Here is a 25,110-nt window from a genome sequence, read left to right on the forward strand (position 1 = left end):
AGAAAGCTGCGTGCCGGAAGCGGCTCAGAACATGTGCAGCAGACCCAGGGCGAAGACGTCACCGTCCTTGTCGGCGGCACCCGGGGTCTTGATCTTGTTGGCGCGGTAGCCGCCGTAGACCGAGGTGCGCTTGCTCAGGCTGTAGAAGGCCGCGATGCTGTAGCCGGTGCGTTCCACTTCGGGGCCGACGTTGACGAGCTTGCCGGTGTAGTTGGCGTCGCCGCTGAAGCCGGTGATCTCGCCCTTGGAGCGGGCCAGGCCGCCGGAGAGCAGCCAGCCGCCACCCAGCGGCACGTCGGCGCCGAGCTGCCATTCGGTGGTGCTGGCATCGGCGAAGGCGACGCGGCCGTAGCTGGCCAGCAGCTTGGCCATGCCCAGGTCGTAGGAGCCGCTCAGGCGGGTGTACTTCAGGGCCGTGGCGTCGCCGTTGGCCTTTTCGGTCTGGTAGCCCAGGGCGGCAAACACCGGACCGCTGCCGTACTTGACGTTCAGGCTGGCCACGGAGCCGCGGCTGGCGCCCGCGCTGGCGTTTTCGCGGCCGTAGCTGACGGCGCCGCTGACGCCGCCGAATTCGGGCGTGGCGTAGTACAGGCCGTTGTCCGGGTTGTCCTTGTACGAAGTGGTCAGCCAGGTGCCCTGGTTCGGCGCCAGCAGGGAGTTCTTGGCCGCCAGGGTCGAACCGCTGATGTCGTCGAACGCGCTCCAGGCGCGGCCGGCGCGCACTTCACCGAAGGCGCCCGAGAGGCCGACCCAGGACTGGCGGCTGAAACCGGTGCTGCCGGCGCCGCCGTTTTCCAGCGCGAAGCCGTGTTCGTACTGGAAGTTGGCCTTGAGGCCGCCGCCCAGGTCTTCACTGCCCTTGAGGCCGAAACGGGTCTGGTAGACGCCGCCGCTGGACATGGCGGTGGTGCGGTCGCCGGTGTCGGCGTCCTTGCGGCTGGCGACGTAGACGTCGGCCAGGCCATAGAGCGTCACGCTCGACTGGGCAAAGGCCGCGCCGGAGGCCAGCAGGGCGGAGGCAAGCGCCAGGTGTTTTTTCATGATGGAAGCGTCCTTGAAAGGGAGGGTGGGGATGGGAAAAAGGGGAAAACAGCGGAATCGGGTCAGAAGATCAGCACCCCGGCCACGGTGGCCACGGACAGGCCGATCAGCACGGGCAGGGTGAGTACGCGCACGAGGTCGGTGACCGAGACGCGGGCGAAGCCGGCCACAGCAATCAGCGACGACCAGGCGATCAGCGTGCCGCCGCCGGTCCAGATCGCGCCCATCTGGCCGATGGCGGCCAAGGTGGTGCTGTCGATGTTGGAGACCGGGCCCAGGGCGCCGGCCAGTGCGCCGGTCAGCGGCAGGCCGGAGAAACCGGAACCGTCGATGCCGGTGACCATGCCCACGATCAGCAGCCCGAAGGCGACGAACAGCGGGTTGTGCGGAATCCAGTCCTGCACGCTGCGCACCAGGTCGAACAGCAGGCTGGGGGTGGCGCCGGCGTCGCCACCGAAGATGGCGGCGGCAGTTTCGCTGGCGCCCAGGAAGAAGAAGCCGGCGATCGGCAGCACCGAGCCCATGGCGCGGAAGGCGAACACGAAGCCGTCGGTGACGTGGTCGGCACTGGCTTCGAGCATCTGCCGGCCGCCCTTCATGGCGAGCGTGGCCAGGATCATCAGCAGGGCGGCTGCGCCCCCCACCAGCGAGGCACCGGCGCCGCCCTTGAAGTCACCCAGCGGCACGCCCAGCTTGGGCAGTACCATCAGCACGATCACGGTCAGGAAGACCAGCGGCGTCACGACGGCAAACAGCTGGGACCACTTGAACTCTTCGGCCGGCACGCTCTTGAGCTCGCGCTTGAGGTCCTGGCTGGTCACGGGCTGGTGTTCGCGGCTGGTGCCCTGGGCAATTTCGGCCTTGTGCGTGGTGCCTTCGTGCGCGTGCTCGGCCAGTTCGCCCTTGACGGCGAGTTCCTGCCAGCGCTCCAGGTGGGTCGCGCTGGGTGCCTGGAACTTGCGGCGGTGGAAGACGAAGATCAGGGTCAGAGCGACCAGGCCGGTGATGACCGAGAGCGCGAGGGCACGGTCGGCCACGATGGCCGCGGCGACACCGGCGGCCTTGGCGCTGATGCCGGGGGCGACACCGATCACGTAGTCCGAAGACAGGGCCATGCCCTGGCCGGCGACGGCGATGGCAGCGGCACCGACGATGGGTGGCAGGCCGGCGGCAATGGCGGCGGGCAGCAGCACGGCGCAGACCAGTGGCACGGCAGGCGTGGGCCAGAAGAACAGCGAGATGAAGTAGGTGATGCCTGCCAGCAGCAGGTACGACACGGGGCCGTTCTTCATCAGCAGGCGGAAGGGCCGCACCATCAGGATGTCGGACTTCAGCGCCTTCAGTGAGTTGAGCAGCGCCGTCATCAGCGCGATCACCAGGAAGATGCTGAACAGCTCCTTCGCCGCGACCAGGCTGGCGCCGTAGATGCTGCCCAGGCCGGCCAGCGGATTGCCGGTCCAGGCGACGCCGACGAGAAAGGTGGCGACGATCGACGGCACGAGCACGTTGGCGCGGAACATCATCGTCACGATGATGCTGACCACGCCAATCAGGTACATCCAGTGCGCCGCTGTGAGGGTTACGTTGGAATCCATGGTTGTCGTTCAGTGGGGTGGCCCTGCCAGGGGGGCGGGGCGGGGTTGATACACCGGGTGGGCGGCCGGGTCAGGACCGTCTACCCCGAGCTCCTCGAAGAACCCTTGCTAATCGGGGCTGTGTCTCTGTCGGACCCATGCCCTCGGTGTCTTCCCTGGTTTCGTCTTCGGTGCATGCGCCCTGATTTGGGGCGTGACCGTCGACAGAACTGATCGTATACAGAATACAAACAAGCCAGATACAGGGTTTTCCCATGGCTGATTTGTGCTGTTTTGGGGTTCTTTTAGGGATCTTGTTGGACGTCTTGGTGCATATCAGGCCTCGTTTCTGTTGTTTCCTGTTCTTTATGGATACGGTATACCGTTTCCTGTTGAAGTCATATGCAGGGATCGTGCCAGGTGTTCGATGGGGTTCTCTTGGTGAAATTCGGGTGTCGATGGGATGTGGCATCCTGGGTTCGGTGGGGGTCTGGCGGGTTGATGGCTCATTTCGTATACTGTATTCATTGAACAGTGGAGAAGACCATGCATGCTTCAAACCTCCTTGCGAAGGCCGGGGTGTCCAGTGTCTCGGCCATGGTGGCCACGGGCCATCCTCTGGCGGCCGCCGCTGCGGCGGCCTTGCTCAGCGAAGGGGGCAGCGCGGTCGATGCGGCCATTGCGGCCGATGCGGTGCTGGGTGTGGTCGAGCCGATGGCGACCGGTATCGGTGGCGACCTGCTCGCGATGCTGGTGCCCCCGGATGGGGCGCCCGAAACCTACAACGGCACGGGCCGCTCGCCAGCGGCGCTGAGCCCTGATGGCCTGGCCGGGCTGCCGTGTGGCAAGCTGCCCGAGCGGCACGCACTCACGCACACCGTGCCGGGGGCGGTGCAAGGGTGGTGGGATCTGCATCAGCGCCATGGGCGGGCGCCCTGGCTGCGCCTGTTCCAGGCCGCGATCGAATGCGCCCGCGACGGCTTCGCGGTGGCGCCGGTGGCGGCGCGGGAGTGGGCCCTGTTCGAACCCGTGATCGCGGCGGACCCGGTGTCTGCCCGTCTGTACCGGGCGGGTGCGGTGCCGGTGGCCGGGGAGCGATTCAGCAATCCGGAACTGGCCGACGTCCTGGCGGCGGTGGCGGCCGACGGGCCGCAAGCCTTCTACCGCGGCGTGCCCGCACAGGCCGCGGCGCGGGCCAGTCAGTCCCGTGGCGGGGTGCTCGCGGCGGCCGACTTTGCGGCCCACCACGGGCATTTCGATGTGCCTTTGCGTGCGCACTTCCGGGGGCTGGAAGTGCTCGAGTGCCCGCCCAACACGCACGGGCTGGCGGTGCTGCACGCGCTGGAAGCGCTGGAGCCGCTGCCACTCGATCCGGGCGACCCGGCGACGACGGTGGCCATGGTGGACCGCATGGGCGAGGCGCTCGCCCACGCCAAGCGGGTGGTGGCCGATCCGGCCGGCAACACCGTGTGCACCGTGGTGGTGGACGCCAGCGGCCTGGCGATCACCCTGATGAGCAGCGTCTTCAAGCGCTTCGGCAGCGGCGTGGGCGTGGCCGGCTGTGGTTTTGCGCTGCAGAACCGCGGGTTCGGCTTCTCGGCGCCGGGCCACATCAACGGGCTGGCACCGTCCAAGCGGCCCTACCACACGGTGGTGCCGGGGGCGGCGCTGCGCGATGGGCGCTTCCACGCCGGCTTCGGTGTCGTCGGTGGCGCCATGCAGCCGCAGGGCCATGTGCAACTGCTGACGCGCATTGCTGCGTGGGGTGAACCGCTCCAGGCGGCGATCGACGCACCCCGCTGGCGCCTGGAGGCCGACCGGGCGCTGGCCACCGAAACCGGGATGCCCGCTGCGGTGGTGCAGGCCCTGCGGGCCGCCGGCTACCGCGAACCCGACGGGCTGGGCGAACTGGGCGGCCGCAGCGACTTCGGCGGTGCCCAGGTGGTGCTGCGCCAGGCCGACGGCACGTTGCTGGGCGGCTCCGACCGCCGCAAGGACGGCCTGGCCCTCGCCTGCTGAAGGCCCCCTCACCTGATTTCCATTCCCTGACTGCCGCTGTTCCTTTATGACCCTCAAGATTTATGGCATTGCCGCGTCCCGAGCCCTGCGCGCCCTGTGGGCGGCGGAAGAGCTGGGCCTGCCCTACGAACACATCCGTTACCACTTCAACGGGCCGGAAACGCGGGAACGGGCCTACCTGGCGCTGAACCCGAACGGCACCGTGCCGGTGATCGACGACGAAGGCCTGGTGGTCTTCGAGTCGCTGGCCATCACGCTGCACCTGGCGCAGAGCCGCGCACAAGGGGGGCTGTGGGCGCAGACCCCGGCCGGCGTGGCGCAGATCTATCAGTGGACGCTGTGGGCGGCGACCGAGGCCGAGACGCTGGCGCGCCAGTGGTTCCAGCACACGAGCTTTCTGCCGCCCGAAAAGCGCTTGCCGGCGCTGGCTGAAGAAGCGCTGGACCGCCTGCAGGGGCGGCTGCGTGTGCTCGACCAGGCTCTGCAAGGCCGGGACTACCTGGTCGAGGACCGCTTCACCGTGGCCGACCTGAACGTGGCGGCCGTGCTGCAGCGCTTCGAAGTCATGGCGCGCGAAGACTTCCCAGCGGCATTGGCCTGGCACCGCCGCTGCCTGGCGCGCCCGGCAGCGCAACGCGCCTTCGCGTTGCGCCAAGCCGGCTGAGGCGCCGTCTGCGGGAGCGGCGCGATGGTGGCCGGCGGCTCAGGCGATGGCGAAACTGTCGGCGCGGGCCGAAGGCCAGTAGAAGCCGAAGACGTTGGACAGGTTGGACGCGCCTTGGAGCAGTGCGCCGGGGGGCACCGAAGGCAAGAGGGTGGCGAGCAGCCGGACCTCGTTCTCGCTGAGGCGCCGCACGATGTGGTGGGCGCTGATCTCGCCCGGGTGGGTCAGGCCGGCGGCCTGCACCAGTTCGAGCAGCGCCTTGAGGGTGTTCTGGTGGAAATGGAACACGCGATCGGCCTTGTCCGGCACCACCAGAGCCTGCTGGCGCACCGGGTCCTGCGTCGTGACCCCGGTCGGGCAGTGGCCGGTGTGGCAGTTCTGCGCCTGGATGCAACCCAGCGCGAACATGAAGCCGCGGGCGCTGTTGCACCAGTCGGCGCCCAGGGCCATGGCGCGCGCGATGTCGAAGGCGCTGACGATCTTGCCGGCCGCACCCAGGCGGATGCGGTCGCGCAGGTTGACGCCGACCAGGGTGTTGTGCACCAGGCGCAGCCCCTCCTGCAGCGGGGCACCCACGTGGTCGGTGAATTCGAGCGGTGCCGCACCGGTGCCGCCTTCGGCCCCGTCGACGACAATGAAGTCGGGCGTGACGCCGGTTTCCAGCATGGCCTTGACGATGGCGAACCACTCCCAGGGGTGACCGATGCAAAGCTTGAAGCCGGTGGGCTTGCCGCCCGAGAGCTCACGCAGCCGGGCGATGAACTGCATCATCTCGATGGGGGTCGCGAAAGCGCTGTGCGCCGAGGGTGACACGCAGTCGACACCGACCGGCACGCCGCGTGCGGCGGCAATTTCGGGCGACACCTTGGGCCCCGGCAGCACGCCACCGTGGCCCGGCTTGGCGCCCTGGCTGAGCTTGAGCTCGATCATGCGCACCTGGGGATCGAGTGCGTTGGCCTTGAAGCGCTCCTCGCTGAAGCGGCCGGCTTCGTCACGGCAGCCGAAATAACCCGAGCCGATCTCCCAGATCAGGTCGCCCCCATGCAGGCGGTGCCAGGACGAGATCGAGCCTTCGCCCGTGTCGTGCGCAAAACCGCCGCGCTTGGCACCGGCGTTCAGGGCCTGGATGGCGTTGGCCGAGAGCGCGCCAAAGCTCATGGCGGAAATGTTGAACACGCTCGCCTCGTAGGGCTGGGTGCAGGCGGGGCCACCGATGGTCACGCGAAAGTCGTGCGAGCCGACCTGGGTGGGCGCCAGCGAGTGGTTGATCCACTCGTAGCCCTCGGTCTTGACGTCGAGCTGGGTGCCAAAAGGGCGCTTGTCCATCTCGCTCTTGGCGCGGGCGTAGACCAGGCTGCGCTGGCTGCGCGAAAACGGCGTGGCCTCGGTGTCGCTTTCGATGAAGTACTGGCGCATTTCGGGCCGGATGTACTCGAGCATGAAGCGCAGGTGCCCGATCACCGGGTAGTTGCGCAGCACCGAGCTGCGCGTCTGCCACACATCCCAGGCGCCCAGCGCCGAGAGGCCACCGAACAGCAGCAGCCACCCGCCACCGAGGCCGAATCCGACCAGGGTGAACAGGCTCAGGATGGCGCAGAGCACGCACAGGGCGAGCACGGTGTAGCGGACGGGGTAGAGGGCGTTCAGTCGTTCAAGCATGGGCAGGAAAGGATGGCAGGCACGCGGCTACACTGCCCCGCATCTTAATGAACCGCCCGCCGGACCATGAGCACCGAAACCCTGAACGCCCCCATGGAAAGCGCCGACTTTGACGCGCTGGAAGACATCCTCGACGAACTGCGCAGCCGCGACGAGGACGTCCCGCAGTGGGAATTTCTCGAAGGCGCCATCGCGGCGCTGGTCTGCACGCGCCGCGTGGTGCCGCCCAGCGAGTACCTGCCGGTGCTGATTGGTGTGGGCAGCGACCAGCCCAACCACTTTGCCGACGGTGCGCAGGCCGGCCGCTTCATGGCCCTGTGGACGCGGCGCTGGAACGAGGTGGCGAGCGCGCTGGACACCCAGGTCGAGACCCTGGAAGACGAACGCACCTACCACCCCGAGGTGCTGGACGTGCGCGGCGCCATCGCCATGCTGCCCGAGGCCGAACGCGAGGCCGCGTCGGCCGAGCCCCTGCCGTCCTTCGGGCAGATCTGGGCGCTGGGTTTCCTGTCGGTGGTGGAGGACTGGGCGGACGACTGGGCCCCGCCGCGCGACAAGGAAGCCGCCGGCTGGATCGAAGACGCGCTGGACTGCATCGCCGAACTGGCGGGCGACGACACCGGCGAACCGGCGTTCAACATGCACGCCGAGGACGGCCCGCCCAGCGTGAGCGAGGCCCGCGCCAACGCATACGGCGAAGCCATCTGGGCGGTGTACGACCTGCGCCAGGTCTGGCGCAGCCTGGGCCCGCGCACCGAGCCACTGCGCAAGAGCGCCGAGCCCGGACGCAACGATCCCTGCCCTTGTGGCAGCGGCAAAAAATACAAAAAGTGCCATGGCGCCTGAGGCGCTGCAGCGATCCCTGCGGGGGCCGTCGGCGCTCAGCCCTGTTGCAGGGTGCGCAACAGGTCCAGCACGCGCAGGCGTTCCCGTTCGAACGCGGTGTTGAGCAGCGTACAGGCTTGATCGGTTTGGCCTGCGCGGTTGAGCTGCAGGGCCTGTTGCGCCAGGGTGTGCAGTTGGCGCTGGGCCTGGATCAGTTCCGCGAACCGGGGGTGTCGACCCAGTGGCTGCGGTGCCATGCGCACGAACCACAGGCCCAGGTCGCTCAGGTCTGCGCTCATCCAGTCGGGCAGGGTTCGCTGCTCGCCAGGGGGGAGCGTGAGCAGGTTGTTGAACTGCACGCACCATTCCAGGTGGTGGATGACCGCCGATTGCAGGTCCAGGCGTTCCGAGCGGGTCAGGGGTTTGTCCGGCGTGGGCGGTAGGCTGGCGGGCGGCGCGGTGGTCGGTGCTTTGCGGGTGCGCCGCCAAGGCAGGAATCGGTTCAAGGGCATGGCGCCGGCAGCATAGGACGCGTGAGCGGCCTGCCGATGCCCTGGCTGTCGAGATCGGGCTCGAGGGGTGACTTGCATCACGCTGGTGTTGCGGTCATGCCTCGCCCCATTCCGGGGTCCGCTCAGGCGGGCAGGAGCTCGAACGCGGCTTCGGCCACGACCTGGCCGTTGATCTGCAGCTCGATCCGGTGTTCGCCCGGGTACAGGGTGCGGGTGGTCACGGGCCGCAGGCTGTGGCGTTTGGCCAGCGCGCGCTGTTCGCCTGGCGCCAGCGTGAGTTTCCAGCCCTTGAACACCTTGGGGGCGCTGCGGCCGTTGGCTTTGCGGTGGTGGACCGCGTAGTCGATCACCAACGCCTGCGCGCTCGGCGCGCGGCTGTGCAGCGCGACCTGCAGGCCGATGTCTTCGCCGATGCGGGCCTGCGATGCGTCCAGGCTGAGCGTGGCGCTGCCAGCCAGGCCCTGGGCCAGGCCCCAGGCGGCGAGTGTGGGCGCGTGACCCTGTTTGACCAGGCCGCGGCTGGCGTGGCGCAGCAGCGCCTCGCGCTGGGCGCTGGCACCGCGCCGGTACCGCACCACCCAGTCGGCGATCAGGTCGGGGTGGTCCTTGGCGATGTCGTTGAGGTGGTTGGCCACGCTGCGGCGCACATAGCTGCTGGGATCGTCCTGCAACGCCAGCAGCAAGGGCAGGGTGGGCGAGGGGTCGGCCACCAGGGCCTGCAAGCGCAGGCCCCAGGGCAGGCGCGGCCGGCTGCCTTCGCTGACCAGGCGCCGCACGTGCGCACTGGGGTCGTGCTGCCACTGCGCCAGCGTGGCCAGCACCGCAGCGGGCTGGTCGCGCAGGAACGGCCGGATCGCGAACTCGGCCGAGAAACGCTGCGTGAGGGCGTGCAGGCATGCCAGGGCGCGGGCCAGATCGTGCTGGCCGTGGCGGGCCACGTACTCGCCCATGGCCCAGACCGTCCAGCCGGAGATGCCGAGTGCGCTCTGGGCGTTGCTCAGACCCGTGGGCTCGCCCTCGGCATCGATCGCGATCGGCGGCGCCAGGCTGGCTTCGAGCACGTCGGCGGCGGCCGCGAAAGGTGCGGGCAGCGTGGCGCCCAGGGCGTCGGCCAGTTGCATGGCGCGGGCCTTGAATTCCAGCGCGTCCAGGCCGTCCAGGGCCAGGCGTTCGAAATGGTGGCGATCGAATGCCGGCCAGGCGCGCTGCAGGTGGGCGCCGGCCTGCTGCACCGTGCCGGCGTTGATGAGGTTCTTGAAAGGTTCGGCCATCTCGGGAAAGTCAGTCAGTCAGGCGGTCCAGCAGCCCTTGCAGGGCGCGCTGCACGGTGGCCTGGCGCACGGCGTCGCGGTCGCCGTCGAAGCGGTGGTGTTCGGTGAACACACCTTGGGGCGTGGCCCAGCCCAGCCAGACGGTGCCCACGGGCTTGTCGGCGCTGCCGCCCGTGGGGCCGGCGATGCCGGTCACGGCGACGGCGCAGTCCACCGGGGCGTGGGCCAGGGCACCCGCTGCCATGGCGCGGGCGACGGGTTCGCTGACGGCGCCGTGGGTGTTGATCAGGGTGGCCGGCACGCCCAGCAGGTCGGTCTTGGCCGCGTTGGAGTAGGTGACGAAACCGCGCTCGAACCAGTCGCTGGACCCGCTCAGGGCCGTGCAGGCGCCCGCGATCAGGCCGCCGGTGCAGCTCTCGGCCGTGGCCATCCGGGCGCCGCTTTGCCGCAGCCGGGCGGCCAGGGCGTCGACGAGTTCGGGAACGGTCGGGCTGTGCATGGTCAGAACCTCCAGAAGGCGAGCACCAGCAGCGTGCAGAACGCCGCCGCAAAATCGTCCAGCAGGATGCCGAAGCCGCCCCGGGGGCCGAAGCCCTTGAAGCGCTGGTCGGCCCAGGCCATGGGGCCGAACTTCACCGCGTCGAAGAACCGGAACAGGCCAAAAGCGGCCAGCTCGGCCATCAGTCCCTGCGGCGCCGCCACCCACAGCACGAGCCAGAACGCGACGATTTCGTCCCAGACGATGTGGCCCGAATCGGCCACGCCCATGTGCCGGGCGGTGACGGTGCAGGCCCACCAGCCCACCAGGGTACCCAGGCCGATGAGGGTGGCCCAGGCGGCGTCGCCGAACCAGGGTGCGAGCACGGCGTGCAGCGCCCAGGCCCAGAGCGTGCCCACGGTACCGGGGGCCAGCCGCGACAGGCCGGAGCCGCCACCCAGCGCGATGAAATGGGCCGGGTGCGAGAGGGCAAATCGCCAGCCCGGGCGCAGCAGGGGAGGCGGGGATGTTTCGGTGCGGGGCGCGTCGGCAGGGGCCGTCAGATTCATGCGGCGATTATCCCGGGGCGATCCGTCCCGTCGAAATGGTCGTGGCCGCGCAGCGGGATGTCGGTCACCGTGCCGTCGGTCTCCACCCCCCGCAGGCCTGGCGCGGCGTCGATGTGGCCGATGCGCTGCACCGGGGTGCCTGCCTGGGTTGCGGCAGCGGCGACCGCGGCGCGCGCATCAGCGGGTGCGGTGAACAGCAGCTCGTAGTCGTCGCCGCCGTGCAACAGGCATTCGCGCTGCCATTCGGGCGGCAGGTCCGCCAGGGCCGGCGGCACCGGCAGTCGGGCCAGTTCGAGCGTGGCGCCGACCCGGCTGGCCTGCAGCATGTGCCCAAGGTCGCCGGCCAGGCCATCGCTGATGTCCAGCGCCGCGTGGGCGATGCCGGCCAGCGCGCGGCCCAGCGCCAGGCGCGGCTCGGGCCAGTCCAGCCGCCGCTGCAGCGCGGGCAAGGCCGCGGCGGGCAGGGTGGCGGTCCAGGGGCGGCCGCGCCGGTGTTCCAGCGCCAGCCGGGCTTCACCGACCTGCCCACTCAGGTACAGGTCGTCGCCGGCGCGCGCCGAGCGGCGACGCAGCGCCTGGCCGGTGCGCAACTCGCCCAGCACGGTGATGCACAGGTTCAGCGGGCCACGCGTGGTGTCGCCGCCGATCAGCGGGCATTCGTGGGCATCGGCCAGCGCGAACAGCCCTCGCGAGAAGGCGGCCAGCCAGCCGTGGTCGACCTGCGGCAACGCCAGGGCCAGCGTGAAGCCCAGCGGGCGCGCGCCCATGGCCGCGAGGTCGCTGAGGTTGACCGCCAGGGCCTTGTGGCCGAGTGCGACCGGGTCCACGTCAGGGAAGAAATGCCGACCCTGGACCAGCATGTCGGTGGAGATGGCCAACTGGTGGCCGGGCGCCGGTTGCAGCAGCGCGCAATCGTCGCCGATACCGAGTGCGACCTGGGCCGACAGGGCCTTGTCAGACCGGAGGAAATGGCGGCGGATGAGATCGAACTCACCGTTGCCGGGCGGTGGCGTGTCTGGGGCCATGGGGATTCAGGGCTGGGAGGCGGGGGGCACGGCGTCGCCAGAGGCGTCGTCGGGGTCCGGCGGTTCGGCGGCTGGCCGCCGGGGCGGGAAGAGAAAGCTCAGCGGGGCCTGGCGCATGCGCTGGCGCAGGGCCACGTTGATGCGCTGCCGGTTCACGTCGCTGATAGCCTGGGCCTTGAGGGCCAGTCGGAAGGCCAGGTAGAAGCTCACCGCCAGGTTCAGGGGGCCGATGACCAACACCCCGCCCACGGCCCACCAGAACGCCGGCTCCGACAGCACCGGCCAGCCGAGCGTGGCCGCCGCGGCCGTGACCTGGCCGGCCGACAGGGTGACGTGCCGCACTTCCAGCCCGAGGCCGAAGAAGGCGGCAAAGGCCGGCACCAGCCCGAGCATGAACCCCAGGGAAATGTTGGCCGCCAACCCGGAGATGTTGCTGCGCAGGAACGTGGCCCAGCGCGCGGCACGCTCGCTGCCGAGCGTGCGGGTGAAGCGCGGGTTGTGGGCGATGGCCGAATCGAGCCGGTGGAACACGAACCAGTTTTCCACCCAGCCGGCCACGATGCTGGAGGCGAACAGCAGCACACCGGTGAGCGCCGCGAACAGCGCTGTCGGACCGAGCAGGTGCTGGTCGTGCAGCACGTGGCGGGCCTTTTCCTCGCTGAGCATCGGGTGCCCGCTCAGCAGCGACAGCCCCAGGCTGATCAGCAGCACCACCGGGATGACGGCGCCCACGTTGCCAACAATGGCGGCGATCTGCGAGCGCAGCAGGTTGGCCACTTCGTCAACGAACCGCCGCACCGCGCCGGGCGCGCGGATGTCGCGCAGCTTGGCCACCATGGCCGGCGCGGTCACGGCCGGCTGCTTGGTGGCCACCGTCCAGTGCAGCAGTTGCACCAGCACGAACGAAAGGGCGTAGTTCAAACCCGCAGCAAAGCCGCCCCAGAAGGCCGACAGCGCCAGCCCGGTGAGGGCGAACTTCACCCAGGTGGTCACCCCCAGAAGGGCGCCGCCGCCGGCGGCCTTGCCCAGCATCTGCCGGTATTCGGCCCCGTTGCGGGTGATGTAGTGCTCGCCGCTTTCGGCACTGCGCTCGGCCACCTTGGCCGCGGTCAGGTGGGAACTGCTGGCGATCAGGGCGCGGATGCTGCGCCCGTCCTGGCCGACCTGGACCAGATCGGCGAGCAGCGCGGCCGTGGCGCGTTCGGGTTTTTCCGACAGCAGGCAGTCCAGCAGTTGCCGGCTGCGCAGGATGCGGGCGCGCAACTGGCGCAGCAGGAACACGATGCCGACCGAGATGCCGTGTTCTTCGAGGTGGGTGTACACCGACTGGGCCGCCTGGCGGCACAGGTCGAGCTGGTGCGTCAGGCGCTCGGCGGCGAGCTGGGTGGCACCGCTGTCGGGGCCGTGGGTGACGACGGCCTGGCGCAACGCTTCGAAGTGCACGGGCAGGTCGTGGAACGGTCGCCCCGCCTGGGCATCGGCCGACAGGCGGGCGCGGATTTCCGAGGCGAAGCCGGTGGCGCTGATCTGGCCGATGCAGAAGGTCAGCGCGTCCAGCAGCGTGGACGACCAGAACTCGGCGGTGGCCACCGAGGCGGGCGCGCCATCGTCGGCCGGGGCTTCCAGCAGCAGGCTGCGCAGGCGTTGCAGGGTTGCCGTGTCCAGTGCCTGGATCCAGCGCGCGTCGAAGGGTGATGGCAGCAGCAGCCCGAACAGCTCGGCCAGGTCGGTGGTCTCGGGCGTGCCCGGCAGCAGCTTGCGCCGCATGCGGTGGTTGAATTCGCTGAGGAAGGCCGTGCGGGGCGCGAAACCGAAGTCCGCCAGCAGCGGGGTGAGGTCCACCGTCTGCAGGAAGGTGTTCCACCACGGGTGCCAGCGTGCACACCATTCGGGACGGGCCTGTGCGGCGTCGAGCAGCAGACGCACACGGTCGACGCTTTCCTGCGGATCGCGGGCATCACCGCGAACCCAGGCGAGCAGGTCGATCAGCCAGAGATGGCGCTGCGCGAGCGGCGCATCCGGGTCGAGGGTGTCGAGCAGCCGGTGCAGTTCCATGGCGCACCGGTTCAGTGCAGCACGCGCGGGGTCGTCAGGCCCGGATCGTCGCCTTCGGCGAGCAGGGCGAATTCGGGGATCTCGGTTTCAAAGCGTTCTCCGTCTTCGGCCACACAGAAATAGCTGCCGCGCATGCTGCCGGTGGGCGTGCTCAGGTGGGTGCCGCTGGTGTACTGGAACGACTCGCCCGGTCGCAGCAGGGGCTGCTTGCCGACGACGCCCAGTCCTTTGACCTCGTCGGTCCGGCCCCGTGCGTCCTCGATCAGCCAGTGGCGCGCGATGAGCTGGGCCGCGACCTCGCCGGTGTTGGTGATGGTCACCGTGTAGGCGAAGGCGTACACGTCCTCGTCGGGCTGGGACTGTTCGCTCAGGTACTGGGGTTCCACCTCGCAGGTGAAGGCGTATTTCGACATGGGCGGCATGTTAACGCGCGCCTGCAAGACCTGCGCCAGCCTGCGACAATGCGCGCCTGCCCTCTGGCCCGACCGACCCACGCCCCATGACCCCGTACCGCATCGCCCCGTCCATCCTGTCCGCCGACTTCGCCCGCCTGGGCGAGGAAGTGAAAAACGTCATCGCCGCGGGCGCTGACTGGATCCACTTCGACGTGATGGACAACCACTACGTGCCCAACCTGACGTTCGGGCCCATGATCTGCCAGGCGCTCAAACCGCATGCCAAGACGGCGGATGGCACGCCGGTGCCCATCGACGTGCACCTGATGATCCAGCCGGTGGACGCGCTGGCCGGTGCGTTCATCGACGCCGGCGCCGACCTGGTGAGTTTCCACCCCGACGCCAGCACGCACGTGCACCGCAGCGTGCAGGCCATCAAGGCCAAGGGCGCCAAGGCCGGCCTGACCTTCAATCCCGGTGCGTCGCTGGACGTGCTGGACTGGCTGATCGACGACATCGACCTGATCCTGATCATGAGCGTCAACCCCGGCTTCGGCGGTCAGAGCTTCATCGACTCCGCGCTGCGCAAGATCGAGCAGGCGAAGAAGCGCATCGAGGCCAGCGGCAAGGACATCCGCCTGGAGGTGGACGGCGGCATCAAGGCCGACAACATCCGCCGCGTGGCCGACGCCGGAGCCGACACCTTCGTGGCCGGCAGCGCCATCTTCGGCAAGCCGGACTACCAGGCGGTCATCGACCAGATGCGCGCGGCGCTGGCCTGATGCCGCGTCTCGTGGACATCGGGCTCGGCGCCGGTCCCGCCACAGACGGAGCGGGCCGGCAGGCCGCACGGGGCTGGCGCGTGGGGGCGGTGATGGTCGACCTCGACGGCACGCTGGTCGACACCCTGGGCGACTTTGAAGCCGCGCTCAACCGCACCCTGGCTGGCTTCGACCTGCCACCGGTCTCGCGCGCGCTGCTGGAGCGCACCGTCGGCAAGGGTTCCGAGCACCTGATCCGCAGCGTGCTCGCGCACCAACTGGCCCTGCCCGCGGTGACCGGGCTGGCCAATGTGTGTTCGGCGCGCAGCGTGGACACGCTGTACGAACCCGCCTGGCAGGCTTACCAGCAGCATTACCAGGCGATCAACGGCGCGTTCTCGGCGGTCTATCCGGGCGTGCGCGAGGGCCTGCTGGCGCTCCAGGCGGCGGGTCTGCCCATGGCCTGCCTGACCAACAAGCCGCTGGCCTTTGCCCGGGCGCTGTTGCGCGCCAAGGCGCTCGACGGCTTTTTCGGGCCGGTGTTTGGCGGGGACAGTTTTGAGCGCAAGAAGCCCGACCCCCTGCCGCTGCAAAAGACCTGCGAGGCGCTGGGCATGCCGCCGGCGCACACCCTCATGGTCGGCGATTCGCAAAACGACGCCCAGGCCGCGCGCGCGGCCGGGTGCCCGGTGGTGCTGGTGACCTACGGCTACAACCACGGCGAACCGGTGCGCGCCGTGGATGCCGATGGCCATGTCGACCGGCTGGACGAACTGACGGCCCGGCTGGTCTGAGCCGATGGTGGCGCGGGTCAGTACAGCAGCCGGCCGTCGCCCGATACCACGCCGATGTCGACCCAGTCACTGCCCGCGTTGCCGCGGCTGAAGTCGACGCGGTAGCCGCCCAGGTCCCATTCGCCCATGGCGCGCAGGCTCTGGGCAATGCCGGTCGGGTTGATGCTGCGGGCACGCCGCGCCGCTTCGGCCAACACGCGGGCCGTCACGTAGCCCTCCATGTGGAAGGTGGTGTAGGTCTTCAGGTCGGGATGGGTTTTTTCCATGGCTGCGCGGAAGGCCCGTTGCAGCGGCAGCTTGACGCCGGACGGGTTCGGGAAGGTCTGCGCGATGCCCACACCCCGGGCGCCGGCGCCGGCAAACTTGGCCAGCGCGGGCGCCGGCAGGTACGACAGGGTGAAGATTTGCTGGGTGATGCCGGCAGCGCGCAGCGCCGCAATGCTCTCGCCAACGAATTTGGGGGCACCGATCACCAGGGCCGATTGCGGGTTGGCCTGGGCGAGGGCCTTGGCCGCCGCGGTAATGGCCGGGGCATCGGTGCTGGCCGCAGCGGCCACCACCTCGATGCCGTTTTCGGCCGCGGCGGCCGTCCGCGCTGCGGCCAGCCCCGACGTGCCGATGGGAATGTCCTGATGCAGCACGCCCATGGAGCGGATGTTCAGCGTGCGGGCATGGGCCAGAATCTTGCGGATCTGCTGATCGTCGCTGGCGCGGATGTGGAACAGCTTGGGATGGCCGGGCGAGCGCAGCACGCCAGCGCCGGGCACGGCGTTGAGGATGACGATGTCGGTGCTGTCCAGCAACTGGCTGTCGAGCATGCGCTTGAGTGTGACCGACCCCAGCGGTGCCAGCAGGGCCACCGGCTTGCTGTCCATGGCTTTGTCGAGCTGGGAACGGAACCCTTCAAAGCTGTAGGCGTCGTCCAGCGTGATCAGCGACACCTTGCGGCCCTGGATGCCGCCGCGGCCATTGATTTCGGCAAGCGCAGCGGTCATGCCCGCATTGAGCTCCCGGGCGTCGGGGGCGGGCAGCACCGTGAACGGCCCGATGTGGGCGACCACGATGTCGCCAGCGGTGTTGTCCTGGGCGTGCAGGGCGGCGGGCGCGAGGGCCAGGGTGGTCAGCGCAGTCAGCAGCAGGTGGCGTCGGAACATGGCAGGCGGAGGTAAAACCGCCCGATTCGATCAGTGCTGCTGCAATGCAGCAACTGGGGATAACCCGGCCGGGTGCGGCGGGGATCACTTTGTGGTCGGGTTATTGGCCCAGCAAAGCGTCTTTGAGCTTCCAGTCGGCAGGTTTGTCGCCCAGCCAGATGCGCATCAGTGCCTGAAAGAACGCCGGTTCGGGAAACGGAGTGCCCTCGATCTGCCCCTTCACGGTGATCACCGTGCCCGATCCGGGGATCCAGTCGACAGAAAAGGTTTCACCGCTGCGCAAGCGCTTGTGGTCCGAAAAGATCTGGCTCATGCGCAGCACCCCGGGCACCAGGCGCGAGAAGCTGCTGCGGTCCAGGTTGTCTTCCATGCCCCGCGAGAACAGCTTGCCCAGCTCGGCCGAGTCGATGTCGCGCAGCATCGTGATGCTCAGTCGCTTGGGGCCGGGGGCGGCCAGCACGTCATTCGGGGTGGTGGCGCGGGCGCTGAGGTAGAGACCGGCGGCGTACACCTGAAAGACGGCCCGGTAGCGCACCCCTGCGCCGTTGAGCACCAATGGCTGATCGGCCACGGTGATCTGGTCGGGCAGTTGGATGCCGGCCACTTCGACGGCGGTCGCCGGGCCGCTGCCGGCCGACAGCGCCAGCAGCAAGGCCAGGGCGGGGAGGGCGGTGGTCCGGAAGCGCAGAGAAATGGGCATGAACGGGGCATCGGTGGCCAACGGATGACGGCATTGTGTCCAAGCCTTTCCGAAGGTACAAGGCGGTACCGCTGCGGACAAACCCGGGGTATGACACCTTCGACCCTCTGCCCGCCAGGCCCCGGAATGCTTTGCTACACTGTGCGCATCATGTTCGTCACATGCACAGTTCTTCCGGGTTTCGTGCCTGGCCGCAATGGCCGGGGAGCCTGGCCCTGGCGCAAGCCAGCGTAATCGTGCAACTCCCCTCCTGATCGGAGGCGCCGGCCTCGCGCCCGTGCCCTCCTGCTGCCAGCGGCCTGGCGCCTTTCGCGCCGCCGATTCCCAAGAAGGATCGCCCGTCCCCTCTGCCGGACCGGGTGCATCGGAGAAAGAACCGTGATCACCGAACTCGAATTCAAGAGCCTGGCCCAGCAGGGCTACAACCGCATTCCGCTGATGGTCGAGGCCTTTGCGGATCTCGAAACCCCGCTTTCGCTGTACCTCAAGCTGGCCCATGGCCGGGGCGATGGCGCCCACAGCTTCCTGCTCGAATCTGTGGTGGGGGGTGAGCGCTTCGGGCGCTACAGCTTCATCGGCCTGCCCGCCCGCACCCTGCTGCGCGCCAGCGGCTTTGGTACCGACGCCAGGACCGAGGTGGTGCACGACGGCGTGGTGGTCGAGACGAACCAGGGCAACCCGCTGGACTTCATCGCGGCCTATCAGCAGCGCTTCAAGGTGGCGTTGCGGCCGGGGCTGCCGCGCTTTTGTGGTGGCCTCGCCGGTTACTTCGGCTACGACGCGGTGCGCTATATCGAGAAGAAGCTCGAAACCACCTGCCCGCCCGACACCCTGGGCACACCCGACATCCTGTTGCTTCATTGCGAGGAGCTGGCGGTCATCGACAACCTGTCGGGCAAGCTCTACCTCATCGTCTATGCCGACCCGGCGCAATCCGAGGCCTACGCGAACGCGAAAAAGCGTCTGCGCGAACTGAAAGAGGCGCTCAAGTATTCGGTCGCGGCGCCCACGGTCAAACCCAGCCAGAACCATCCTGCGCAGCGCAGCTTTGCCAAGGATGATTACCTCGCCTCGGTCGAACGGGCCAAAGAGCTGATCGCTGCGGGCGACTTCATGCAGGTGCAGGTGGGTCAGCGCATCAGCAAGCGCTACACCGAATCGCCGCTGAGCCTGTACCGCGCACTGCGCTCGCTGAACCCGTCGCCCTACATGTATTACTACCACTTCGGGGACTTCCACGTGGTGGGGGCTTCGCCCGAGATCCTGGTGCGCCAGGAGCACACGGAAGAGGGCCAGAAGGTCATCATCCGGCCGCTGGCCGGCACCCGCCCGCGCGGTGCCACGCCGGAGAAGGACAAGGCGACCGAGGTCGAGCTGCTGGCCGATCCGAAGGAGCGCGCCGAGCACGTGATGCTGATCGACCTGGCGCGCAACGACATCGGCCGCATCGCCAAGATCGGTTCGGTCAAGGTGACCGAGGCCTTCGTGGTCGAGCGCTACAGCCATGTGATGCACATTGTGAGCAATGTCGAAGGCATCCTGAACGACGGCATGACCAACATGGACGTGCTCAAGGCCACCTTCCCGGCCGGCACGCTGACCGGCGCGCCCAAGGTGCACGCGATGGAACTGATCGACCAGCTCGAACCGGTCAAACGCGGTATCTACGGCGGCGCCTGCGGTTACCTCAGCTACGCGGGCGACATGGACGTGGCCATCGCCATCCGCACCGCCATCATCAAGGACCAGACGCTGCACGTGCAGGCCGCCGCCGGCGTGGTGGCCGACTCGGTGCCCGAGATGGAATGGAGGGAGACCGAGCACAAGGCGCGCGCTTTGCTGCGTGCGGCGGAGCTGGTGGAAGAAGGCCTGGAGTGAACACGATGAGCCAAAAAATCAAACTCCTCATGGTGGACAACTACGACTCGTTCACCTTCAACATCGTGCAGTACTTCGGCGAACTCGGCGCCGACGTGACCGTGGTGCGCAACGACGAGATCACCGTGGACGAGATCCAGCGCCGGCTGGACGCCGGCCAGATCGACCGCCTGGTCATTTCGCCCGGTCCCTGCTCGCCGGCCGAGGCCGGCATCTCGGTGCCGGCCATCCAGCATTTCGCGGGGAAGCTGCCCATCCTGGGTGTGTGTCTGGGCCACCAAAGCATTGGCGCGGCCTTCGGCGGCCAGATCATCCGCGCGCAGGAGCTGATGCACGGTAAGACCAGCGTCATCACCACCACGCAGGAAGGTGTGTTCGCGAACCTGCCCGAGCAATTCACCGTCAACCGCTACCACTCGCTGGCCATCGAACGCGAGAGCTGCCCGGACTGCCTCAAAGTCACGGCCTGGACGCCTGATGGCGAGATCATGGGCGTGAAGCACAAGACGCTCGCCATCGAAGGCGTGCAGTTTCATCCGGAAAGCATCCTGACCGAACATGGCCATGCGATGCTGAGAAACTTCCTGGAGCAAGCCGCATGAAGATCGTTGATCTGCGCAGCGACACCGTCACGCAGCCCACGCCGGCCATGCGGGCCGCCATGATGGCCGCACCGCTCGGCGACGATGTGTTTGGCGACGACCCGACGGTCAATGCGCTGCAGGAGCGCATCGCGGCAATGACAGGCAAGGAGGCCGCGCTGTTCATGCCCTCGGGGACGCAAAGCAATCTCTGCGGCATCCTGGCGCACTGCGGGCGCGGTGACGAGTACATCGTCGGCCAACTGGCCCACACCTACCGCTATGAAGGTGGTGGGGCTGCGGTGTTCGGCAGTGTGCAGCCGCAGCCGCTGCTCCAGGATGCGCAGGGCCGGATGGCACTGGCCGACATTGCGGCGGCGATCAAGCCGGACGACCCGCACTTTGCCCGCACCCGCTTGCTGTGTCTGGAGAACACCTGGAACGGGAATGTGATGCCCGACGACTACCTGCGCGAGGCCACGGCACTGGCGCGTGAGAAGGGCCTGTGCACCCATCTGGACGGAGCGCGCGTGTTCAACGCGGCGGTGGCCTCGGCCGCGCCGGGGCAGGGCACGTTGGGCCGTCTGCGCGAGATTGCCGATCACTTTGACAGCTTGTCGGTCTGTTTCAGCAAGGGCCTGGGGGCGCCGGTGGGGTCGGCCTTGTGTGGCTCGAACGCCTTCATCGCCCGCGCCCGCCGCGTGCGCAAGATGGCGGGTGGCGGCCTGCGGCAGGCCGGCCTGCTGGCCGCCTGCGCGCTGCATGCCCTGGACCATCACGTGGACCGCCTGGCCGATGACCACGCCCATGCACGGCGTCTGGCTGAGGGACTGGCCGGTATCGAGGGGCTGACGGTGAAATCGGCCGAAACCAACATCGTCTTCGTCGACGTGGCCGAAGGGCGGGGCCCGGCGCTGCTGGCGTTTTTGCAGTCCCATGGTGTGCTGGCCACCGGCCTGATCGGCTTGCGCTTCGTCACCCATCTGGACGTGGATACGGCGGGTATCGACCGTGCCATCGCCACGGTGCGACGCTTCTTTGCCGAAGCGCCGGCGGTCCCGGCTGGCGCGGGGCGCAACGGCCCGTACTGACGGTCGAGAGGAAGCGCACCATGCCAGACACCCCCCATCTTCTGATGTTCATCGCGGCGGGCTGGCTGCTCAACCTCACGCCCGGCCCCGACGTGCTCTATATCGTGAGCAGTGCCCTCAAGAGTGGTGCGCGCGCGGGCATGGTTGCGGCGCTGGGCATTGTCAGCGGCTGTTTCGTGCATGTGTTTGCGGCGGCACTGGGCGTCGGCGCGCTGCTGGCCACCTCGGCCACGGCATTCACCCTGCTCAAGTGGGCCGGCGCCGCCTATCTGCTATGGATGGGCGTGAAACTGCTGCTGACCCGGGGCGGGGCGCCGGTGATGCCCGCGGTCAGTGGTCAGGCGTCCAGGGCGGTGAACCTGTGGCGCATCTATCGCCAGGGTTTTCTGACCAACGTGCTCAACCCCAAGGTGGCGCTGTTCTTCCTGGCCTTTGTGCCGCAATTCATGGCGCCCGGCACCGAGGACAAGGTGACCGCGTTCCTGTTGCTGGGGCTGCTGTTCAGCCTCAATTCGCTGCCCATCAACTTCGGCTACGCCTGGCTGGCCGGCTGGGCCTCGCGCCGCGTCGGCGCCGTGCAGCGCGCCATGCACAGGATGGACCGCGTGGCTGGCCTTCTGTTCATCGGCTTTGGCCTGAAGTTGGCCCTGTCCGACAATCCTTCCCGCTGATTTCCGGAGACCTTCCATGCCCCACGCCCACAAGATCACCCCGCAGGAAGCCCTGCAGCGCACGATCGAGCACCGCGAAATTTTCCATGACGAGATGCTGCACCTGATGCGCTTGATCATGAGCGGCGAGATGTCGCCGGTGATGATGGCCGCGCTGATCACCGGCTTGCGCGTGAAGAAGGAGACCATCGGCGAGATCACGGCCGCCGCGCAAGTGATGCGCGAGTTTTCGACCAAGGTGCACGTGGCCGACAAGACCCATCTGGTCGACATCGTCGGCACGGGGGGCGACGGCTCGCACACCTTCAACATTTCCACCTGCTCCATGTTCGTGGCCGCCGCCGCAGGCGCCAAGGTCAGCAAGCACGGCGGGCGCAGCGTCTCCAGCAAGAGCGGCAGCGCCGACGTGCTGGAGAGCCTGGGGATCAACCTCAATCTGCCGCCGGACGCGATTGCGCGCTGCATCGCCGAAGTGGGCGTAGGCTTCATGTTCGCCCCCAACCACCACCCGGCCATGAAGAACGTGGCGCCGGTGCGCCGCGAACTGGGCATCAAGACCATCTTCAACATCCTGGGCCCGCTGACCAACCCGGCCTCAGCCCCCAACATCCTGATGGGCGTGTTCCACCCCGACCTGGTCGGCATCCAGGTGCGGGCGCTGCAGCGCCTGGGGGCCGAGCACGCTGTGGTCGTGTACGGCCGCGACGGCATGGACGAAGTGTCGCTGGGGGCCGCGACCATGGTGGGGGAACTGAAGAACGGGGAAATTGCCGAATACGAGGTGCACCCTGAGGACTTCGGTCTGACCATGGCCGGCAGCCGGGCTTTGCGCGTCGAAACACCTGAGGACTCGAAAGCCATGCTGCTGGGCGTGCTGGAAAACCGCGACGAACCGGCGCTCAAGGCCGCCAAGGACATCGTGGCGCTCAATGCCGGCGTGGCGCTGTACGCCGCCAATGTCGCGCCTGACATGGCGCAGGGCATTGCGCTGGCGCGCCGCACGCTGGAATCGGGTGCGGCGCTGGCCAAGCTGCGTGAACTGCAGGCCTTCACCCAGTCGGCCGTGACCGCCTGAGTGCCTGCCATGCCCGCCTGGCTGAACAACGAGGGCGCCTGGATTGCCTTGGGCGTGTCCGCGCTGTTCATCGTGGCTGGCGTGGTCATGCACCGTGTCATCAAAAAGGTGCTCCACGCACCACCTCCGGAAGATCGAGCCCCCCATGAGTGACATCCTGAAAAAAATTGTCGACGTCAAGCGCGAGGAAATCGCTGCAGCCCTCAAAAAGAAGCCGCTGGCGGTGGTGCGTGAAGACGCCGAGAGCCGCCTGCTGACGCGCGATTTCGAAGGCGCCTTGCGCGCCAAGATCGCCGCCGGGCAGGCTGCGGTGATCGCCGAGATCAAGAAGGCCAGTCCGAGCAAAGGCGTGTTGCGCGAAGACTTCATCCCGGCCGACATCGCTCAGAGCTATGCCGAAGGCGACGGCCGGGTCAGCGCGGCCTGCCTGTCGGTGCTGACCGACCGCCAGTTTTTTCAGGGCAGCGCGGACTACCTCAAGCAGGCGCGGGCCAGTTGCGGTCTGCCCGTGCTGCGCAAGGACTTCGTGGTGGATGCGTACCAGGTCTACGAGGCCCGGGCCATGGGGGCTGACTGCATCCTGCTCATCGCCGCCTGTCTCGATGACGCCCAGATGGCCGATCTTGAAGCGCTGGCGCGTGGCCTGAACATGGCGGTGCTGGTGGAGGTGCACGATCGTGAGGAGTTGCGCCGCGCGCTCAAGCTGAAAACGCCCCTGCTTGGCATCAACAACCGCAACCTGCGCACCTTCGAGGTCAGTCTGCAGACCACGCTGGACATGTTGCCCGAGGTGCCCGCGGACCGCCTGCTGGTCACCGAGTCGGGCATCCTGGCGCGTGCCGACGTGCAAACGATGCGTGCGGCGAATGTGAACGCCTTCCTCGTGGGCGAAGCCTTCATGCGCCAGCCGGACCCTGGTTTGGCCCTCGCTGAACTGTTCTGCTGAAAGCGTGCCGCGCATGCAGACCGATCTCTGGGAAGCTGACACCCCGGACGGCGCCCGATTGCGGCGGGCGGAGCCGAGCGACTGGGGGGTGCAACCCGATTGGCAGCCTTGGTTGGACCGTTTCTGGGACGGGCAGGCAGGGCAAGGTCTGTTGGCTTACCTGCGCCAGCGCCTGGCCGCTGGCGCGGTGATCTATCCGCCGCAGCCTTTGCGCGCGCTCGCCCTGACGGCGATGGCGGATGTGCGGGTGGTCATCCTTGGGCAGGACCCTTACCACGGCCCGGGTCAGGCCGAAGGGCTGGCCTTCTCGGTGGCGCCGGGTGTGCGCGTGCCGCCCAGCCTGCGCAACATTCGGCAGGAGCTGCAGCGCGACCTTGGCCTGTCCTCGCCGGACGACGGCTCGCTTGTGCGCTGGGCCGAGCAAGGGGTGCTGCTGTTGAACACGACGCTGACTGTGGAGGCGGGGCAGGCAGCCAGCCATGCCGGGCGCGGCTGGGAGGTGTTGACCGACAGCCTGATCGATGCCTGCAATGCCCAGGGGCGTGCCAAGCTGTTTCTGCTGTGGGGCGCTCACGCGCAGAAGAAAGCCGCGCGGATCGATGCGCAGCGCCACCAGGTGCTCACCGCGAATCATCCTTCGCCATTGTCGGCACGGCGGGGCCCCGAGCCCTTTCTCGGCTGCGGGCACTTCGGGGCGGTCAATGCTTGGCTGAGTGCCCATGGGCAGGTACCGATCAACTGGTGAAAGCCCAAAAATGCGTCGGGTTTTGGAAACGACACAAAACCATGGCATAATGCATGGCTTCGCTACGGAGGGGTGCCCGAGTGGCTAAAGGGGGCAGACTGTAAATCTGTTGGCTTACGCCTACGCTGGTTCGAATCCAGCCTCCTCCACCAGCGATCAGTACAGCAAATGTGAGCGATTGGGTGAATTTGCTTTGGCTGGCCGGCTTTGCCGGTGAGCTCTGGCGGGAGTAGTTCAATGGTAGAACCCCAGCCTTCCAAGCTGATGACGCGGGTTCGATTCCCGTCTCCCGCTCCATGGGTGCTGATGGTTGGTTTGTCTCGCATGAGGCGGTGGTGTGTAGAAGTTTCCGGGTGGCTGGCTCAGGCTGGTTGCTCAGGCCCATGTGGCTCAGTGGTAGAGCACTCCCTTGGTAAGGGAGAGGTCGCGGGTCCGATTCCCGCCATGGGCACCAATACCCTGGTGTTTTTTGTGGTTTCGGCAAATTTTTTCAAGCGGAGCTGAAAAATGGCAAAGGAAAAGTTCGAGCGGACCAAGCCGCACGTGAACGTGGGCACGATTGGTCACGTGGACCATGGCAAGACGACGCTGACGGCGGCGATCACCACGGTGCTGTCGCGCAAGTTC

26 protein-coding genes and 3 tRNA genes are annotated in these 25,110 nt (G+C 68.1%); 17 read left to right on the forward strand and 12 right to left on the reverse strand.

The window, feature by feature from the left end; all coding sequences use genetic code 11:
- Window positions 1-24: 24 nt before the first annotated feature.
- Entirely contained in the window at window positions 25-1,041 is a 1,017-nt protein-coding gene (locus tag L0977_RS22545; protein WP_234267162.1) for a porin, read from the reverse strand.
- 62 nt (window positions 1,042-1,103) lie between these two features.
- On the reverse strand, window positions 1,104-2,636 hold the full coding sequence (locus L0977_RS22550) for a hypothetical protein (RefSeq protein WP_234267163.1): 1,533 nt from the start codon (window positions 2,634-2,636) through the stop codon (window positions 1,104-1,106).
- A gap of 525 nt (window positions 2,637-3,161) precedes the next feature.
- Between L0977_RS22550 and L0977_RS22555 the strand changes: the two genes are divergently transcribed.
- Together L0977_RS22555 and L0977_RS22560 are read left to right on the forward strand one after the other, a co-directional pair.
- The gene (locus L0977_RS22555) at window positions 3,162-4,634 is read left to right on the forward strand and encodes a gamma-glutamyltransferase family protein (protein WP_234267164.1); all 1,473 of its coding nucleotides are present in this window, start codon (window positions 3,162-3,164) and stop codon (window positions 4,632-4,634) included.
- Between the two features lie 46 nt (window positions 4,635-4,680).
- On the forward strand, window positions 4,681-5,298 hold the full coding sequence (locus L0977_RS22560; RefSeq protein WP_234267165.1) for a glutathione S-transferase family protein: 618 nt from the start codon (window positions 4,681-4,683) through the stop codon (window positions 5,296-5,298).
- A 39-nt stretch (window positions 5,299-5,337) separates the two neighbouring features.
- On the opposite strand, the gene L0977_RS22565 is transcribed toward L0977_RS22560, so the two are convergent.
- A complete protein-coding gene (locus L0977_RS22565) occupies window positions 5,338-6,957 on the reverse strand; it encodes an FMN-binding glutamate synthase family protein (RefSeq protein ID WP_234267166.1) in 1,620 nt (539 codons plus the stop codon).
- A 66-nt stretch (window positions 6,958-7,023) separates the two neighbouring features.
- Between L0977_RS22565 and L0977_RS22570 the strand changes: the two genes are divergently transcribed.
- The gene (locus L0977_RS22570) at window positions 7,024-7,803 is read left to right on the forward strand and encodes a YecA/YgfB family protein (RefSeq protein WP_234267167.1); all 780 of its coding nucleotides are present in this window, start codon (window positions 7,024-7,026) and stop codon (window positions 7,801-7,803) included.
- A gap of 35 nt (window positions 7,804-7,838) precedes the next feature.
- On the opposite strand, the gene L0977_RS22575 is transcribed toward L0977_RS22570, so the two are convergent.
- From L0977_RS22575 to apaG, 7 genes are all read right to left on the reverse strand, one after another.
- A complete protein-coding gene (locus tag L0977_RS22575; protein ID WP_234267168.1) occupies window positions 7,839-8,294 on the reverse strand; it encodes a hypothetical protein in 456 nt (151 codons plus the stop codon).
- A gap of 122 nt (window positions 8,295-8,416) precedes the next feature.
- Entirely contained in the window at window positions 8,417-9,565 is a 1,149-nt protein-coding gene (locus tag L0977_RS22580) for a DNA alkylation repair protein (protein ID WP_234267169.1), read from the reverse strand.
- Between the two features lie 10 nt (window positions 9,566-9,575).
- Window positions 9,576-10,064 carry a CinA family protein gene (locus L0977_RS22585; RefSeq protein ID WP_234267170.1) on the reverse strand — a complete coding sequence of 163 codons (489 nt, stop codon included), beginning with the start codon at window positions 10,062-10,064 and terminating at the stop codon, window positions 9,576-9,578.
- Window positions 10,065-10,066: 2 nt separating this feature from the next.
- Window positions 10,067-10,612 carry a phosphatidylglycerophosphatase A family protein gene (locus L0977_RS22590; protein WP_234267171.1) on the reverse strand — a complete coding sequence of 182 codons (546 nt, stop codon included), beginning with the start codon at window positions 10,610-10,612 and terminating at the stop codon, window positions 10,067-10,069.
- Entirely contained in the window at window positions 10,609-11,637 is a 1,029-nt protein-coding gene (thiL, locus tag L0977_RS22595; RefSeq protein WP_234267172.1) for a thiamine-phosphate kinase, read from the reverse strand. Before thiL ends, L0977_RS22590 begins: the two co-directional genes overlap by 4 nt.
- 6 nt (window positions 11,638-11,643) lie before the next feature.
- Complete coding sequence (locus L0977_RS22600; RefSeq protein ID WP_234267173.1) at window positions 11,644-13,692, reverse strand: site-specific recombinase; 2,049 nt, start codon at window positions 13,690-13,692, stop codon at window positions 11,644-11,646.
- Between the two features lie 11 nt (window positions 13,693-13,703).
- Window positions 13,704-14,105 carry a Co2+/Mg2+ efflux protein ApaG gene (gene apaG, locus L0977_RS22605; protein WP_234267188.1) on the reverse strand — a complete coding sequence of 134 codons (402 nt, stop codon included), beginning with the start codon at window positions 14,103-14,105 and terminating at the stop codon, window positions 13,704-13,706.
- Between the two features lie 86 nt (window positions 14,106-14,191).
- Here apaG and rpe point away from each other — a divergent pair, with 86 nt between their 5' ends.
- Both rpe and gph read left to right on the forward strand, forming a co-directional pair.
- Window positions 14,192-14,869 (forward strand): ribulose-phosphate 3-epimerase, encoded by a 678-nt coding sequence (gene rpe / locus L0977_RS22610; protein ID WP_234267174.1) that lies wholly within the window; start codon window positions 14,192-14,194, stop codon window positions 14,867-14,869.
- A gap of 92 nt (window positions 14,870-14,961) precedes the next feature.
- Window positions 14,962-15,642, forward strand: a complete 681-nt coding sequence (gene gph / locus L0977_RS22615) for a phosphoglycolate phosphatase (protein WP_234267190.1) — start codon at window positions 14,962-14,964, stop codon at window positions 15,640-15,642.
- A gap of 17 nt (window positions 15,643-15,659) precedes the next feature.
- On the opposite strand, the gene L0977_RS22620 is transcribed toward gph, so the two are convergent.
- Window positions 15,660-16,796, reverse strand: a complete 1,137-nt coding sequence (locus L0977_RS22620) for an ABC transporter substrate-binding protein (RefSeq protein WP_234267175.1) — start codon at window positions 16,794-16,796, stop codon at window positions 15,660-15,662.
- A 100-nt stretch (window positions 16,797-16,896) separates the two neighbouring features.
- Window positions 16,897-17,496 (reverse strand): chalcone isomerase family protein, encoded by a 600-nt coding sequence (locus tag L0977_RS22625; protein ID WP_234267176.1) that lies wholly within the window; start codon window positions 17,494-17,496, stop codon window positions 16,897-16,899.
- Window positions 17,497-17,874: 378 nt separating this feature from the next.
- Between L0977_RS22625 and trpE the strand changes: the two genes are divergently transcribed.
- The 12 genes from trpE to L0977_RS22685 form a co-directional block, all read left to right on the forward strand.
- The gene (gene trpE, locus L0977_RS22630) at window positions 17,875-19,374 is read left to right on the forward strand and encodes an anthranilate synthase component I (protein WP_234267177.1); all 1,500 of its coding nucleotides are present in this window, start codon (window positions 17,875-17,877) and stop codon (window positions 19,372-19,374) included.
- Between the two features lie 5 nt (window positions 19,375-19,379).
- Window positions 19,380-19,976 (forward strand): anthranilate synthase component II, encoded by a 597-nt coding sequence (locus tag L0977_RS22635; RefSeq protein WP_234267178.1) that lies wholly within the window; start codon window positions 19,380-19,382, stop codon window positions 19,974-19,976.
- Window positions 19,973-21,046: a low-specificity L-threonine aldolase gene (gene ltaE / locus L0977_RS22640; protein WP_234267179.1), complete on the forward strand. Its 1,074-nt coding sequence runs from the start codon at window positions 19,973-19,975 to the stop codon at window positions 21,044-21,046. Before L0977_RS22635 ends, ltaE begins: the two co-directional genes overlap by 4 nt.
- Window positions 21,047-21,066: 20 nt before the next feature.
- Window positions 21,067-21,717, forward strand: a complete 651-nt coding sequence (locus L0977_RS22645) for a LysE family translocator (RefSeq protein WP_234267180.1) — start codon at window positions 21,067-21,069, stop codon at window positions 21,715-21,717.
- A gap of 16 nt (window positions 21,718-21,733) precedes the next feature.
- Entirely contained in the window at window positions 21,734-22,792 is a 1,059-nt protein-coding gene (trpD, locus tag L0977_RS22650; RefSeq protein ID WP_234267182.1) for an anthranilate phosphoribosyltransferase, read from the forward strand.
- Between the two features lie 9 nt (window positions 22,793-22,801).
- Entirely contained in the window at window positions 22,802-22,945 is a 144-nt protein-coding gene (locus L0977_RS22655) for a hypothetical protein (protein WP_234267184.1), read from the forward strand.
- A complete protein-coding gene (gene trpC / locus L0977_RS22660) occupies window positions 22,938-23,738 on the forward strand; it encodes an indole-3-glycerol phosphate synthase TrpC (protein WP_234267185.1) in 801 nt (266 codons plus the stop codon). Before L0977_RS22655 ends, trpC begins: the two co-directional genes overlap by 8 nt.
- Window positions 23,739-23,751: 13 nt before the next feature.
- Window positions 23,752-24,483 (forward strand): uracil-DNA glycosylase, encoded by a 732-nt coding sequence (locus L0977_RS22665; protein ID WP_234267187.1) that lies wholly within the window; start codon window positions 23,752-23,754, stop codon window positions 24,481-24,483.
- A 66-nt stretch (window positions 24,484-24,549) separates the two neighbouring features.
- Window positions 24,550-24,635: transfer RNA gene (locus tag L0977_RS22670), tRNA-Tyr, on the forward strand.
- A gap of 71 nt (window positions 24,636-24,706) precedes the next feature.
- A tRNA-Gly gene (locus L0977_RS22675) sits at window positions 24,707-24,780 on the forward strand.
- Between the two features lie 82 nt (window positions 24,781-24,862).
- A tRNA-Thr gene (locus L0977_RS22680) sits at window positions 24,863-24,937 on the forward strand.
- A gap of 53 nt (window positions 24,938-24,990) precedes the next feature.
- Window positions 24,991-25,110, forward strand: a 120-nt coding sequence (locus L0977_RS22685) for a GTP-binding protein (RefSeq protein ID WP_234264713.1), incomplete at its 3' end; no start/stop codon positions are given.

Origin of the sequence: Hydrogenophaga sp. NFH-34, from assembly GCF_021401345.1 — a bacterium.
Classification (GTDB): Bacteria; Pseudomonadota; Gammaproteobacteria; order Burkholderiales; family Burkholderiaceae_C; genus Hydrogenophaga; species Hydrogenophaga electricum.